The following is a 13,692-nucleotide window of genomic DNA, read 5'->3' as shown; positions in this document are numbered from 1 at the left end:
GTTATTCACCCGCAGTTTGCTTTAGTCGGCTTTTTTCAGGCGTACGGCCAGCACGTCGCAGGGCGCGCCGTGCAGCACGTCATTGGCCGTCGAGCCCAGTAGCAGTGCGAGGCCGTGGCGGCCGTGGCTGCCGACGACGATTAGGTCGCACTGCTGTTCTTCGGCCAGGCGATGGATTTCCTGGCGCGGTTGGCCGTAGGCCAGGTGGCGGTGCTCGGCACTGAGGTCGGGATACTTGCCAGAAAATTTGTCCAGGCGCTCACGGGCTTGGTCGAACTGCTGCTGTTGCAACATCGATAAATCCATCGGCACGTCGCCGCCAAAGGCCATGGCCATGGGTTCGACGATATGCACCACAGACAACTTGGCCCCACTGCTGGCGGCCAGTTTCTGCGCGCGGTGCATCACCGGGTCGCATTCTTCGGTAAGGTCGACGGCGACCAGAATGTGCTGGTAGGGCATGGGGTAAGTCTCCTTGCAAATGGATCAATGGTTTTAGTATGGCCGTCTTGAGCGCTAATGACAGGTTTTTGCCGGTGAGATAACGATATGAGTCCCTGGTTTCTGCTTTTGCTCTTGGCCTTTTTGCTCAGTCCGCTGGCCTGGCTGGTGCCCTCGCGCCATCAGCGTGGGCAGATGGATGTGCGTCTGCAGGCGCGGCGTATGGGTGTGGCGATGCAGCTGTCGCGCCAAGAGTGGCCGCATTGGTTGCTGCGTCAGCCGCCGCATTCTTGTCCGCAATACCACCGTGCACGCCGCCGCGGCCGGGTCGATAGCTGGTGCTATTGGCAGATGGAGCCCGGTCAATGGGTGAATAAATGGCGCGAGCCCTGCGCCGATCAGGCCCTGTTGACGCAATTGCAGGCGTTGCCGACGGATGCGTTCAAGGTCGAGGCGACTGATCAGATGCTGTCGGTCTGCTGGGGTGAGCGGGGCGCTAGCGAGGCGTTGGAGACAATTGTCGCGTTTCTCCAGGCCAAAGCCTGAACAAAATTGTCTGGAACATTTTTTAACGTCGCGTAGCGACGGCCCGAAGGGTGGCCGCCAGGGATGGCAGGCCATAATAAAGAAAGCCCAGCGCAAGCACTGGGCCGGAGTACGGCCAGGCAGACCGGTAAAATGAATGCGGATGGCGGCGATCGCGATCAGAGGTTGGCGGCCGCGTACTGGCTGGAAATCTGTTCAATGCCCTGGATGATGGTGTTGGAGTACTTGTTGACCAGAAATGGCACGCTGTTCTCGTTGTAGTTGATCAACGACTTCTCAATATAGCGCCATTTAGTGGCAACCCCTTCCCAGGATTGTTTGAGCTGCGGCGTGTTCTTCGGGTCTTTCTCTAATGCCGCCATCTTGCTGGCGAATTCACTGACCAGCTCCTCGATCGGCCGTGCATCGCCGCCGCCCATAAAAGTGGCGCCTACCGAGGCGCTGCGTGAGGCGTAATCCACAGCAATGCCTTGCATCAGCAGGCTCTGTTCACGGCTGCGCTGGGTCAGTGCTGGCACGCTGTAGCTGCCTTCTTGCTGGATCTTGGTATACAGCTCATGACTTAGCGTCATCAGTTGCTGGTTGCGCGCAGCTAAGTCGGCTACCGGCTGCAGGTCTGTGTAGCCCTGGCTCTTCAGCGCGTTTACTAGGTTGTTGAGATCAATCTGATAACCCTTCCATTGCTGATCAAGCTGCGAGCGCAGGGCTTTTGCACCTTCGCCAGGCATGTCAGTCAACGCCGTCAGATGGCTATTCACCTCGCTGAGTGAGTCGTTGATCATCCGAGCATAGCGTTGATCACCCTCCATACCGTTAAACATATAGAAATCACCCAGGGATTTTTGTGCTGCCAGGCGCAGTTGGTGCAGTTTAAGCAGGTTAGTAGCGGCATCTGCAGCCTGGGTGGTGGCGCTAATTAGGGGGAGGGTGATTGCGAGCAGGGTGCTCAAAGCAATGGCAAGCATGCGGCTCGACATAGGGGAAAACTCCGTGCGCCCTTGATTGGGCTCTAATTGTTTTTGTTTTGGGCTACGGGCGGTCTAAAACGGCCGTATTGAAACGACTGTACCTGCAGCCAAATCATTTTGCTAGGTATGCGCTGGGTCACACTTCTGTCTGCCAAGTTAGCGATGTGACCTTATATCGCTGCGGATGGCAGCTTGTTCGCTGCAGAGTCATCGGCTCACCGCTGTAAGCGTAAACGTAACGTTTTGTACGCCTTTGCAGGCACTACAGGCCAATTGACAAGCAGGGGCTTTTCCTTGAAGGTGTGTGCACCCAAATCAAACGGGCGTATGAATTGAGCGTTTGCCTTCAAAGGCACCGCCTTTACAGCCCGATTATCGCGTCGGTGGGTGTGCCAGGCTGATTGGGGCTACTCTAAAACGACTATGTCGTGGAGTAGCTTGCTGGTTGGCTCCGATGTGTACTGTTCAGCTTCCATACCGTGGAGATCAGTTGATGATTTACGAAGGTAAAGCCATCACGGTTAAGACTCTTGAGAGTGGCATCGTCGAATTGAAATTCGACCTCAAGGGTGAATCCGTCAACAAATTCAACCGTCTTACCCTCAATGAACTGCGTCAATCCGTTGATGCGATCAAGGCCGATGGTTCGATCAAAGGCGTGATTGTCACCAGTGGCAAAGACGTATTTATCGTCGGCGCCGACATCACCGAGTTCGTTGACAACTTCAAGTTGCCCGACGAAGAACTGGTGGCTGGCAACCTCGAAGCCAACAAGATCTTCAGTGATTTTGAAGACCTCAATGTTCCGACTGTTGTCGCGATTAATGGCATCGCCCTAGGCGGTGGTTTTGAAATGTGCCTGGCTGCGGATTACCGCGTCATGGCCGAAAGCGCCAAAGTTGGCCTGCCGGAAGTCAAGCTGGGTATCTACCCAGGCTTCGGCGGAACTGTGCGTCTGCCGCGTGTTATCGGCACCGATAACGCTGTTGAGTGGATTGCCGGTGGTAAAGAAAACAAAGCAGCTGACGCTCTGAAAATGGGTGCAGTGGATGCCGTGGTTGCCGCTGACAAGCTGCAAGCCGCTGCCCTGGACCTGATCAAGCGCGCCATCTCTGGCGAGCTGGACTACAAGGCCAAGCGTCAGCCGAAGCTGGAAAAGCTCAAGCTCAACGCGATCGAGCAGATGATGTGCTTCGAAACCGCCAAAGGTTTCGTCGCAGGCCAGGCTGGCCCGAACTACCCGGCGCCGGTTGAAGCGATCAAAACCATTCAGAAAGCCGCCAACTTCGGTCGCGACAAAGCGCTGGAAGTGGAAGCTGCGGGCTTCGTTAAACTGGCTAAAACCCCGGTTGCTGCCAGCCTGATCGGTCTGTTCCTGAACGATCAGGACCTGAAGAAAAAAGCCAAGCAGCATGATGAAATCGCCAAAGACGTGAAACTGGCCGCCGTACTCGGTGCCGGCATCATGGGTGGCGGCATCGCTTACCAGTCGGCGTCCAAAGGCACTCCAATCCTGATGAAGGATATCCGTGAAGAGGGTATCCAGATGGGCTTGGCCGAGGCATCCAAGCTGCTTGGCGGTCGCGTTGCCAAAGGTCGTATGACCCCGGCGAAGATGGCTGAGGCACTCACCGCGATTCGTCCGACCATGTCCTACGGCGACTTCGGCGCTGTCGACATCGTTGTTGAAGCTGTGGTCGAGAACCCGAAGGTCAAGCAGATTGTGTTGGCTGAAGTCGAAGGTGTGGTTAAAGAAGACGCAATCCTCGCATCCAACACCTCGACCATTTCCATCAACTTGCTGGCCAAGGCCCTCAAGCGGCCGGAAAACTTCGTCGGCATGCACTTCTTCAACCCGGTGCACATGATGCCGCTGGTTGAAGTCATCCGTGGCGAGAAGTCCAGTGATGTAGCTGTTGCTACCACTGTTGCTTACGCCAAGAAAATGGGTAAGACCCCGGTTGTGGTCAACGATTGCCCAGGCTTCCTGGTCAACCGCGTACTGTTCCCATATTTCGGTGGCTTCTCCAAGCTGCTGGAGCTGGGCGTAGACTTCGTGCGTATCGATAAGGTCATGGAGAAGTTCGGCTGGCCGATGGGCCCGGCGTACCTGTCTGACGTGGTTGGTATCGACACCGGTCACCATGGCCGTGACGTAATGGCTGAAGGCTTCCCGGACCGCATGGCGGTTGAAGGCCGTACCGCGGTTGACGTGATGTATGAAGCAGATCGTCTGGGCCAGAAGAACGGCAAAGGCTTCTACGCCTACGAAATGGACAAACGCGGCAAGCCGAAGAAGGTCATTGACCCGCAGGCTTACGAATTGCTCAAGTCGATTGTCACCGAGCAACGTGAAGTAACTGATGAAGACATCATCAACTTCATGATGATCCCGCTGTGCATGGAAACCGTGCGTTGCCTGGAAGATGGCATCGTCGATACCGCTGCCGAAGCCGATATGGGCTTGATCTACGGCATCGGCTTCCCGCCGTTCCGCGGTGGTGCGCTGCGTTACATCGATACTGTCGGTGTAGCCGAGTTCGTTGCCCTGGCCGACAAATATGCCGAGCTGGGCGCGCTTTACACCCCGACTGCCAAGCTTCGCGAAATGGCCGCTAAGGGCCAGAAGTTTTTCGGTTAATCGCGCAACGACTAGAGCGAGAGTGAATTTATGAGCCTGAATCCTAGAGATGCAGTCATCGTCGACTTCGGTCGTACCCCGATGGGTCGTTCCAAGGGCGGCATGCATCGCAACACCCGTGCCGAAACTATGTCGGCCAACCTGATCAGCGGCGTGCTGGCACGTAACACTAAGCTGGACCCAGCTGAAGTGGAAGACGTGATCTGGGGCTGCGTTAACCAGACCCTGGAGCAGGGCTGGAACATCGCGCGCATGGCGTCGCTGATGACCCAAATCCCGCACACCGCTGCTGGCCAGACTGTAAGCCGCCTGTGCGGCTCGTCCATGAGCGCGCTGCACACTGCTGTGCAGGCGATCCAGACCGGTAACGGTGACGTGTTCGTCATCGGCGGTGTGGAGCACATGGGCCACGTTGGCATGATGCACGGCGTTGATCCAAACCCGCACCTGTCGCTGTATGCGGCCAAGGCCTCGGGCATGATGGGTTTGACCGCTGAAATGCTTGGCAAGATGCACGGCATCAGCCGTGAGCAGCAGGACGCGTTCGGTGAGCGTTCGCACCGTCTGGCGCACAAGGCCACCGTCGAAGGCAAGTTCAAGGATGAAATCATCCCGATGCAAGGCTACGACGAGAACGGCTTCCTCAAGGTGTTCGACTACGACGAAACCATTCGTCCGGAAACCACCCTGGCAAGCCTGGCTGCACTGAAGCCTGCGTTCAACCCGAAAGGCGGCACCGTGACTGCGGGTACCTCCTCGCAGATCACTGACGGCGCTTCCTGCATGATCGTCATGAGTGCCCAGCGCGCTCAGGATCTGGGCATTCAGCCAATGGCCGTGGTTCGCGCCATGGCCGTGGCCGGTGTGGATCCTGCGATCATGGGTTACGGTCCAGTCCCGTCGACTCAGAAAGCCCTCAAGCGTGCTGGTTTGACCATCAATGACATCGACTTCTTCGAACTCAACGAAGCCTTCGCTGCTCAGGCCTTGCCTGTGCTGAAGGACCTGAAAGTGCTCGACAAGATGGAAGATAAGGTCAACCTGCACGGCGGCGCGATCGCCCTGGGCCACCCGTTCGGTTGTTCCGGTGCGCGTATCTCCGGTACCCTGCTGAACGTGATGAAGCAGAATGGCGGCACCTTCGGTGTGTCGACCATGTGCGTAGGTCTCGGCCAAGGCATCACCACCGTCTTCGAACGCCTCTAAGCTTCACAGGTGTAAGAGATGGAAAAACCGGGGCCAAGTGCCCCGGTTTTTGTTTATCAGCAGAAAATCTTCAAGGAATTCACCGATGCAGCTACAGCCCGGCCTCTACCGTCACTATAAGGGCCCTGAATACCGTGTTTTTGGCGTAGCCCAGCATTCCGAAACGGAGCAGGCGATGGTGGTCTATCAGGCGCTGTACGGTGAGTTTGGCCTGTGGGTGCGGCCGCTGGAGATGTTCTGCGAAAGCGTTGAGGTGGACGGCGAGACGGTTCCACGCTTTGCTTTGATTCAGGCGGAAACTGCACTGTTCACTCAGCCTTGAGCTGACATCGGGCCACTGCTGCGCTTGACCTCGGCCGGACCACCACTATATATAGCGGTGCCGCGCTAGCAGGCAGTACAGCGCCTCCCGCTTTTATTTACCGAATTCAGGAATTTTCCAATCCATGGGCAAATCGCTGGTCATCGTGGAATCCCCGGCCAAGGCCAAGACCATCAACAAGTACTTGGGCAACGAGTACGTGGTGAAGTCGAGCATCGGCCACATCCGTGACCTACCCACCAGTGGTTCGGCGAGCACCGCCAAAGAGCCGGTCAAGCGTGGCAAAGCCGCTGCAGGTGAAGTACCGGCGCTGTCGCCCAAGGAAAAAGCCAAGCGTCAGCTGTTTGCGCGCATGGGGGTTGATCCCGAGCACGGCTGGAAGGCCAAGTACGAGATTCTTCCAGGCAAAGAGAAGGTCGTCGAGGAGTTGCGCCGTTTGGCCAAGGATGCCGACACCATCTATCTCGCAACCGACTTGGACCGCGAGGGGGAAGCCATTGCCTGGCACCTGCGCGAATCCATTGGTGGCGACGACAGCCGTTACAAGCGCGTGGTGTTCAACGAAATTACCAAGAAGGCCATCCAGGACGCGTTTTCTAAGCCTGGCGAGCTTGATATCAACCGGGTCAATGCCCAGCAGGCGCGGCGCTTCCTCGACCGTGTAGTGGGCTACATGGTCTCGCCGCTGCTGTGGGCGAAGATCGCTCGCGGTTTGTCGGCTGGCCGTGTGCAGTCGGTAGCGGTGAAGCTGGTGGTGGAGCGCGAGAAAGAGATCCGCGCGTTTGTTCCCGAAGAATACTGGGAAGTGCACGCTGACCTGGGGACCGCCAAAGGCGCTAACGTGCGCTTTGAAGTGGCCCGTGAGAACGGCGCTGCGTTCAAACCGCTGAATGAAGCCCAGGCCATGGCCGCTTTGGCTACGCTGAAAGCCTCTAGCTACAGCATTAGCAAGCGTGAAGATAAACCAACCAGCAGCAAGCCTTCCGCGCCGTTTATTACCTCCACTCTGCAGCAGGCCGCGAGTAACCGTTTGGGTTTCGGGGTGAAGAAAACCATGATGATGGCCCAGCGTCTGTATGAGGCCGGTTACATCACCTATATGCGTACCGACTCGACCAATCTTTCGGCCGATGCCGTGAGCATGGTGCGGGGCTTTATCGAAGGTGAGTTCGGCAAAAAGTACCTGCCGACCAACCCGATTACCTACAGCAGCAAGGAAGGCGCCCAGGAAGCGCACGAGGCGATTCGTCCTTCCGACGTCAACCTCAAACCGACTCAGCTGTCGGGCATGGAACGTGACGCTGAGCGTCTGTATGAGCTGATCTGGCGCCAATTTGTGGCGTGCCAGATGCCGCCGGCCGAATACCTGTCGACCACGGTCACCGTGACGGCTGCGCAGTTTGAACTGCGTGCCAAGGGCCGTATTCTCAAATTCGATGGTTATACCCGTGCGTTGCCGCAGCTAAGTAAGCCGGGCGATGACGATGTGCTGCCAGACATGGCTCAAGGCGAAACGCTCAAGCTGATCAAGCTCGACCCTAGTCAGCACTTCACCAAGCCGCCCGCGCGTTACTCGGAAGCCAGCCTGGTCAAGGAGATGGAAAAGCGTGGTATCGGTCGTCCTTCGACCTACGCGGCGATTATCGGCACCATCCAGGATCGCGGCTACGTGGCCCTGCACAATCGTCGTTTCTACTCGGAGAAGATGGGCGACATCGTCACCGAGCGTCTGGCTGAGAGTTTCTCCAATCTGATGGATTACGGCTTTACCGCTGGCATGGAAGAGCATCTTGATGATGTGGCCCAGGGCGAGCGTGAGTGGAAGCACGTGCTCGACGAGTTCTACGGTGACTTCAAGAAGAAGCTTGAGGTGGCAGGCGACAGTGATGGCGGCATGCGCGCCAATACACCTACGCTGACCGATATCGCCTGCCGCGATTGCGGTCGGCCGATGACCATTCGTACCGCATCAACTGGCGTATTCCTTGGTTGCTCGGGCTATGCATTGCCGCCGAAAGAGCGCTGCAAAGCCACCGTCAATCTGGTGCCGGGCGATGAAATTGCTGCGGACGATGAAGGCGAGTCGGAGTCGCGCGTGTTACTTGGCAAGCACCGCTGCCCGATCTGTTCGACTGCGATGGACGCCTATCTGCTTGATGAAACCCGCAAGTTGCATATCTGCGGCAATAACCCGGATTGCAGCGGTTATGAAGTGGAGCAGGGTCAGTACCGTATCAAAGGCTACGAGGGTCCGAGCCTGGAGTGCGATAAGTGCGGTAGCCAGATGCAGCTCAAGACGGGCCGTTTCGGCAAGTTCTTCGGTTGCACCAACAGTGAGTGTAAGAACACCCGCAAACTGCTGAAAAGCGGTGAAGCGGCGCCGCCGAAAATGGACCCGGTGAAGATGCCGGAGCTCAAGTGCGAGAAGGTTAACGATACCTACATCTTGCGCGATGGTGCCTCGGGTCTTTTCCTGGCCGCCAGCCAGTTCCCGAAGAACCGCGAAACCCGTGCACCGCTGGTGTTGGAGCTGATTCCGCATCGCGATGAGATCGACCCCAAGTATCACTTCCTCTGCGACGCACCGAAGAAAGACCCGCAAGGTCGTGCAGCGGTGATTCGCTACAGCCGCAAGACTAAGGAGCAGTACGTGCAGACCGAGGTCGACGGCAAGCCGACGGGTTGGCGCGCGTTCTTTGATGGCGGCAAGTGGAAAGTGGAAGACAAGAGCTGATCTAGCTAAGAACCAGCTTACGATCTGCTGCGTGTCGGCCATCCTGCATTAAAAACAGCCTCGGTATGCTCATTTACAACCAGTAAACTGCGCTTCCTCGGCTGTTTTTATCTTGACTGGCTCTAGCGCGCTAGGTCGTAAACTGGCTCTAAGTGCACGCCTGTTGTTGCGGGCGCGCGTATGCTTATTCGATCCGCTACGGAGGGTGCCGCAATGGCCAATGAGCTCTATACCCGTACCAATCAGAAAATTTTCTACGCCGGTCTGGCGCTGGAGTCTTGGCGTAAGGCTGAGCAAGGCCAGAGCTTGAATGCCCTGGCGTTGATCCAGGCAGAGCGTGAGGCTGCGCTGTTTCATCTGTACGGTGCCCTGCTGGGCCTGTGCCATGAAATCGGCGGCTACTACCGCTTGCCTGACAGCGCCGCGTCGCGTGTCGAGCGCTTTCTCACTGAGGCGGTGTTGCAGGCTGCGCCAAGCCAGGAGTTGGGTGAGCTGGTCGAGTTGGCGCAGTCAGCCGATAGTTGGGTCGCGCAACTGCTCAAGGCATATGCCGAGTTGTTTCAGCCGCCGCAAGCTGGCAAGAAGGCCAAGCTCGATCCCGCTACGCCGTTGATCACCGCGGTCAGCCTGGATGAAGAAGTCGCCCCTTTGGCGCAGGACACGCTTGAGGCCTGGCGTCAGCAATTGAAGGCTCTGGCACAGCGCTTTCGGCAAACCCTGAGCGAATGGTAAGAGGCTGATTGGACCGGCGGACTAGGGTGAGCCCGGGTCGGCTGTTACACTGTCGGCCTATCGTGGAGAGCTAAGCCAATGCCTACATCATTCTTGGAAATTGTTGAATTGCCCGACGGGCGCATCGCCCTGCGTCGTGCAGAGGATGAAGAGTCACTGGTGGTACTGGACTTCTCTGCCGATGCCAAGGCCTTCCTGCAGGGGCAGCATGTTGAGGTGGCCAAGGCCATGCTCAATGTCGGTGTGCAGATGGCAGGGCGCTTGGCTGAAAATAATTTCCAGCAGGAAGAAGGGCCGCGGATTCTGCATTGAGTGCAGAATCCTTCCGGGTATTGAGCTAGAGCGTTCTGTCCTTGTTAGCTGTTTCTTGCATCAGGTTTTTACTGGCTAACATGCACATTCCTTGTGCGTGACCTTCGGCCAATTACCCCAGACTGATATTCAGGCTTTGCGCCTTGCCCTGACGGGCCGCTTGCTCAAGCTGTTGCCGTGCCTGGCGCTCAAGTGGGTGCAGCCAGCTGACTACGGTGTGACTGCGGCCCAGCGTCAAGGCTTGTTGCGCCAACTCCAGCGCGCTTTGTGCGCCGCGTGGGTGCAGCAGCAGAATGCGTTCGCGGTTCAGGCCTGCCTCGCGTAGCCAGGTTTGGGTCAGGCTCGATGGTGGTGCGATCAGGGTCAGCCAGCGTTCGTCGTGGTTGTCGCTAAGCTCACGTAGAATCGGCGCTAGAAGGTTCAGGCAGTGCCCGGCTGCACCACGCAGCGACAGTTCACTGAATGTCTCTGTCTCATCACCCTGCCAGGGCAGTTCAGCGCTATCGGCAAGTAATGGCGTCACCGTCGATGCCAGAAATGCATCGAACAAAGGCAGTTGTGTACGGTTCAGTGATTGCGGGAACTGCATAAATCCTCCACTAGCGGCGGATAACGCCGACGCTCAAGCCTTCAATAATCAGGTCCTGTTCTTCCAGGTTTACTTCGATCGGCGCGAATTCCGGGTTTTCCGCAATCAGCCAGACCTTGTTGCCTTCGCGCTTAAAGCGTTTGACGGTCACTTCATCGTCAAGGCGCGCCACAACAACTTGCCCATTGCGGGCTTCGCGGGTGGTGTGTACGGCCAGCAGGTCGCCATCAAAGATGCCGATGTCTTTCATGCTCATGCCGCGTACGCGCAGCAGATAGTCGGCCTTGGGGTGGAAGAAGTCTGGATTGATCTTGCAGGACTCTTCGACATGCTGCTGCGCCAGAATCGGCGCACCTGCAGCGACGCGGCCAATCACCGGCAAGCCTTCCTCTTCCTCGGTGTTGGGCTCGACGCCTGGAATGCGGATGCCGCGTGAAGCGCCAGGCGTCATTTCGATAGCACCCTTGCGGGCCAGGGCCTTTAGGTGCTCTTCCGCTGCGTTGGGGGATTTGAAACCCAGTTTCAAGGCGATTTCCGCGCGGGTAGGCGGGTAGCCGTTGTCTTCAAGGCACTCCTTGATGAAGGCGAGTATTTCAGCTTGGCGCGGCGTCAGTTTTAGCATGGTCGGCTCTGTTTTTTTGTACAGTGACTGGGATTATATACAGTGATCAGCGGTTGGCAATCCTTGTGTTCTGATCTCTACTCAATTGATCTTTACCCCCGTCTGTTGCAGCGCACTGTTACTCGGGCATCTCATGGGGCGTCTAGCTAGGGTTAGCTCGTACCTTTAGCGGATGTCTGTGACCACCCGGCCACAAGATGGTTTGCCCGGCTTGACAAGGCGGGCGGCTGAAACGTATGTTTCAAACAAGTGTTTGTTCAGATGAAAAGAGTCATGGCCCAGTCGGAAACCGTTGAACGCATTCTCGATGCGGCAGAGCAGCTTTTTGCGGAGAAAGGTTTCGCAGAAACTTCTCTGCGTTTGATCACCAGTAAGGCAGGGGTAAACCTGGCTGCGGTGAATTATCATTTCGGCTCGAAGAAGGCCCTGATTCAGGCAGTGTTCTCGCGCTTTCTCGGGCCTTTCTGCGTAAGCCTGGAGCGTGAGCTGGATCGCCGTCAGGCCAAGCCGGAAACCAAGGTCAGCCTCGAAGAGCTGCTGGAATTGCTGGTCGAGCAGGCGCTGGCAGTAAAGCCGCGCAGCGGCAACGACCTCTCAATCTTTATGCGTTTGCTGGGCTTGGCCTTCAGCCAGAGTCAGGGACACCTGCGTAAGTACCTCGAAGAGGTGTACGGCAAGGTGTTCCGCCGTTACATGCAGCTGGTGCATGAAGCCGCTCCGCGCATTCCTCCGCTGGAACTGTTCTGGCGCGTGCATTTTATGCTCGGCGCCGCGGCGTTCAGCATGTCCGGGATCAAGGCCCTGCGGGCCATGTCGGAAACCGATTTCGGCGTTAACACCTCGATTGAGCAGGTGATGCGCCTGATGGTGCCATTCCTGGCTGCCGGCATGCGTTCGGAAACCGGTTTGACCGATGAAGCTCTGGCCAGCGCTCAACTCAAACCGCGTACCAAAACTCCCGCTGCGCTCAGCAAAGTTTGACCTCGGTAGGTGGGCTTGGCGGATGCTATCCGCTAAGCTAGCCGCCCATGGTTGCTCTCGATTTTCTACATATTTCCCTCGCTGATCAGTGCCTGTATGGCTTTGCCAACGGGCAGCTGCTGCTGCGCCTGAGTGTGTCTACCGCGCTCAATGGCGCCGGTGAGCGCAATGGTTCTGGCTGCACACCGCGTGGCTTGCACCAGGTGCGGGCGAAGATTGGCGAGGGCTTGCCAAATGCCGCTGTGCTGCGTGGTCGGCGCTGGACGGGCGAGGTCTGGTCGCCCGAGTTGCATGCTCAATTTCCCGGGCGCGACTGGATTCTCACGCGCATTCTCTGGTTGAGTGGTCGTGAGCCTGGGCGCAATCGTCTGGGCGCTGTCGATACCTTTGCCCGCTATATCTACATACACGGTACGCCGGACAGCGAGCCCATGGGCGTGGCGCTGTCGCATGGCTGCGTGCGTCTGCGCAACAGTGATCTGTTGGAGCTGTATGCGCGCGTTCCGCTTCACTGTGCGGTACAGATTGACGAGGCCGCCTGCCCCGAGTGGGCGGTAGCGTCTCTTAATTAAGGAAGAGTTGTGAGTACACGCATGCAAGGTTCATTGATGCTGGATATCGCAGGCACCTGGCTGACCGCTGAGGATCGCCAGCTGCTACGACAGCCGCAGGTGGCCGGATTGATTCTGTTCGCGCGCAATATTGAAGACCCGCGCCAGGTGCGCGAGCTGTCTGCGGCCATTCGTGCAGTGCGGCCTGATTTGCTGCTGGCGGTGGATCAAGAAGGCGGGCGCGTGCAGCGTCTGCGTCAGGGCTTTGTGCGCTTGCCGGCGATGCGCGCGTTGGCCGATAACGCCAATGCCGAGCATCTGGCCGAGCAGTGCGGCTGGGTCATGGCAACCGAAGTGCTGGCAGCAGGCTTGGACCTGAGCTTTGCCCCGGTGCTGGATCTCGATCATCAGCGTAGTGCTGTAGTTGGCAGTCGTTCTTTTGAAGGTGATGCGCAGCGCGCCACCTTACTGGCTGGCGCATTTATCCGCGGGATGAACGCTGCGGGTATGGCTGCCACCGGCAAGCATTTCCCTGGCCACGGCTGGGCCGAGGCGGATTCCCATGTGGCCATCCCTGTGGATGAGCGCAGCCTGGAACAGATTCGTGCAGTCGATATACAGCCTTTTGCACAATTGCGTCGGCAGTTGGCTGCGGTGATGCCTGCTCATGTGATCTACCCTCAGGTGGATAACCAGCCTGCTGGCTTTTCCCGGCGTTGGTTGCAAGACATCCTTCGCGGCGAGCTGGCCTTTGATGGGGTTATTTTCAGCGACGATTTGTCCATGGCCGGCGCCCATGTGGTCGGTGATGCGGCTTGCCGTATCGAGGCGGCGTTGGCGGCAGGTTGTGATATGGGCCTGGTATGTAATGACCGAGCATCAGCTGAGCTGGCCTTGAGCGCCTTGCAGCGCCTCAAGGTGGAACCGCCACAAGGTCTGGCGCGGATGCGCCGGCAGGCCTTCCCTGGCATTGAGTATCGGCAGAGTCCGCGTTGGCTGGCGGCACTTGGCAGCCTGCGCGATGCGCAATTAATCGACTAAGGAGTA

Annotated in this window: 14 protein-coding genes; 10 read left to right on the top strand and 4 right to left on the bottom strand. The window is 57.7% G+C overall.

Annotated features, from left to right (window positions below):
• Positions 1-21: 21 nt before the first annotated feature.
• Complete coding sequence (locus AACX99_RS04285) at positions 22-462, bottom strand: universal stress protein (RefSeq protein WP_339409778.1); 441 nt, start codon at positions 460-462, stop codon at positions 22-24.
• 87 nt (positions 463-549) lie between these two features.
• Here AACX99_RS04285 and AACX99_RS04280 point away from each other — a divergent pair, with 87 nt between their 5' ends.
• Positions 550-987, top strand: a complete 438-nt coding sequence (locus tag AACX99_RS04280) for a hypothetical protein (protein ID WP_339409777.1) — start codon at positions 550-552, stop codon at positions 985-987.
• A gap of 158 nt (positions 988-1,145) precedes the next feature.
• On the opposite strand, the gene AACX99_RS04275 is transcribed toward AACX99_RS04280, so the two are convergent.
• Positions 1,146-1,964 carry a hypothetical protein gene (locus tag AACX99_RS04275; RefSeq protein ID WP_339409776.1) on the bottom strand — a complete coding sequence of 273 codons (819 nt, stop codon included), beginning with the start codon at positions 1,962-1,964 and terminating at the stop codon, positions 1,146-1,148.
• A 484-nt stretch (positions 1,965-2,448) separates the two neighbouring features.
• Here AACX99_RS04275 and fadB point away from each other — a divergent pair, with 484 nt between their 5' ends.
• The 6 genes from fadB to AACX99_RS04245 all read left to right on the top strand — a co-directional run bounded on the left by fadB (position 2,449) and on the right by AACX99_RS04245 (position 9,902).
• Positions 2,449-4,596 (top strand): fatty acid oxidation complex subunit alpha FadB, encoded by a 2,148-nt coding sequence (fadB, locus tag AACX99_RS04270; protein ID WP_339409775.1) that lies wholly within the window; start codon positions 2,449-2,451, stop codon positions 4,594-4,596.
• Between the two features lie 30 nt (positions 4,597-4,626).
• Entirely contained in the window at positions 4,627-5,802 is a 1,176-nt protein-coding gene (gene fadA / locus AACX99_RS04265; protein WP_339409774.1) for an acetyl-CoA C-acyltransferase FadA, read from the top strand.
• An 85-nt stretch (positions 5,803-5,887) separates the two neighbouring features.
• A complete protein-coding gene (locus tag AACX99_RS04260; protein ID WP_339409773.1) occupies positions 5,888-6,124 on the top strand; it encodes a DUF1653 domain-containing protein in 237 nt (78 codons plus the stop codon).
• Positions 6,125-6,248: 124 nt separating this feature from the next.
• On the top strand, positions 6,249-8,858 hold the full coding sequence (topA, locus tag AACX99_RS04255) for a type I DNA topoisomerase (RefSeq protein WP_339409772.1): 2,610 nt from the start codon (positions 6,249-6,251) through the stop codon (positions 8,856-8,858).
• A 213-nt stretch (positions 8,859-9,071) separates the two neighbouring features.
• Complete coding sequence (locus tag AACX99_RS04250) at positions 9,072-9,590, top strand: DUF6586 family protein (protein ID WP_339409770.1); 519 nt, start codon at positions 9,072-9,074, stop codon at positions 9,588-9,590.
• A gap of 78 nt (positions 9,591-9,668) precedes the next feature.
• Positions 9,669-9,902 (top strand): hypothetical protein, encoded by a 234-nt coding sequence (locus AACX99_RS04245; protein WP_167141216.1) that lies wholly within the window; start codon positions 9,669-9,671, stop codon positions 9,900-9,902.
• 112 nt (positions 9,903-10,014) lie between these two features.
• Here AACX99_RS04245 and sulA read toward each other — a convergent pair whose 3' ends face one another.
• Together sulA and lexA are read right to left on the bottom strand one after the other, a co-directional pair.
• Positions 10,015-10,491 carry an SOS-induced cell division inhibitor SulA gene (gene sulA, locus AACX99_RS04240; protein WP_339409769.1) on the bottom strand — a complete coding sequence of 159 codons (477 nt, stop codon included), beginning with the start codon at positions 10,489-10,491 and terminating at the stop codon, positions 10,015-10,017.
• Between the two features lie 10 nt (positions 10,492-10,501).
• A complete protein-coding gene (gene lexA / locus AACX99_RS04235) occupies positions 10,502-11,113 on the bottom strand; it encodes a transcriptional repressor LexA (protein ID WP_339409768.1) in 612 nt (203 codons plus the stop codon).
• A 273-nt stretch (positions 11,114-11,386) separates the two neighbouring features.
• On the opposite strand from lexA, the gene AACX99_RS04230 reads away from it, so the two are divergent.
• The 3 genes from AACX99_RS04230 to nagZ are packed head-to-tail and all read left to right on the top strand — an operon-like array spanning position 11,387 to position 13,686.
• A complete protein-coding gene (locus AACX99_RS04230) occupies positions 11,387-12,094 on the top strand; it encodes a TetR/AcrR family transcriptional regulator (RefSeq protein WP_339409767.1) in 708 nt (235 codons plus the stop codon).
• Positions 12,095-12,141: 47 nt separating this feature from the next.
• Positions 12,142-12,666, top strand: coding sequence for a L,D-transpeptidase (locus tag AACX99_RS04225; protein ID WP_339409765.1), 525 nt, complete (start codon positions 12,142-12,144; stop codon positions 12,664-12,666).
• A 21-nt stretch (positions 12,667-12,687) separates the two neighbouring features.
• Complete coding sequence (gene nagZ / locus AACX99_RS04220; protein ID WP_339410560.1) at positions 12,688-13,686, top strand: beta-N-acetylhexosaminidase; 999 nt, start codon at positions 12,688-12,690, stop codon at positions 13,684-13,686.
• Positions 13,687-13,692 lie beyond the last annotated feature (6 nt).

Origin of the sequence: Pseudomonas sp. EA_35y_Pfl2_R5 (assembly GCF_963970805.1) — a bacterium.
Lineage (GTDB): Bacteria > Pseudomonadota > Gammaproteobacteria > Pseudomonadales > Pseudomonadaceae > Aquipseudomonas.
This window is presented reverse-complemented; position numbering and strand designations above follow the sequence as displayed.

Excerpts from the sequence above, each read along its gene's own strand:
- fadA (WP_339409774.1), top strand. The coding sequence starts at position 4,627 with ATGAGCCTGAATCCTAGAGATGCAGTCATCGTCGACTTCGGTCGTACC.
- AACX99_RS04230 (WP_339409767.1), top strand. The coding sequence starts at position 11,387 with ATGGCCCAGTCGGAAACCGTTGAACGCATTCTCGATGCGGCAGAGCAG.
- AACX99_RS04280 (WP_339409777.1), top strand. The coding sequence starts at position 550 with ATGAGTCCCTGGTTTCTGCTTTTGCTCTTGGCCTTTTTGCTCAGTCCG.
- AACX99_RS04260 (WP_339409773.1), top strand. The coding sequence starts at position 5,888 with ATGCAGCTACAGCCCGGCCTCTACCGTCACTATAAGGGCCCTGAATAC.
- AACX99_RS04225 (WP_339409765.1), top strand. The coding sequence starts at position 12,142 with ATGGTTGCTCTCGATTTTCTACATATTTCCCTCGCTGATCAGTGCCTG.
- sulA (WP_339409769.1), bottom strand. The coding sequence starts at position 10,491 with ATGCAGTTCCCGCAATCACTGAACCGTACACAACTGCCTTTGTTCGAT.
- AACX99_RS04275 (WP_339409776.1), bottom strand. The coding sequence starts at position 1,964 with ATGTCGAGCCGCATGCTTGCCATTGCTTTGAGCACCCTGCTCGCAATC.
- topA (WP_339409772.1), top strand. The coding sequence starts at position 6,249 with ATGGGCAAATCGCTGGTCATCGTGGAATCCCCGGCCAAGGCCAAGACC.
- AACX99_RS04245 (WP_167141216.1), top strand. The coding sequence starts at position 9,669 with ATGCCTACATCATTCTTGGAAATTGTTGAATTGCCCGACGGGCGCATC.
- fadB (WP_339409775.1), top strand. The coding sequence starts at position 2,449 with ATGATTTACGAAGGTAAAGCCATCACGGTTAAGACTCTTGAGAGTGGC.
- nagZ (WP_339410560.1), top strand. The coding sequence starts at position 12,688 with ATGCAAGGTTCATTGATGCTGGATATCGCAGGCACCTGGCTGACCGCT.
- AACX99_RS04250 (WP_339409770.1), top strand. The coding sequence starts at position 9,072 with ATGGCCAATGAGCTCTATACCCGTACCAATCAGAAAATTTTCTACGCC.
- AACX99_RS04285 (WP_339409778.1), bottom strand. The coding sequence starts at position 462 with ATGCCCTACCAGCACATTCTGGTCGCCGTCGACCTTACCGAAGAATGC.
- lexA (WP_339409768.1), bottom strand. The coding sequence starts at position 11,113 with ATGCTAAAACTGACGCCGCGCCAAGCTGAAATACTCGCCTTCATCAAG.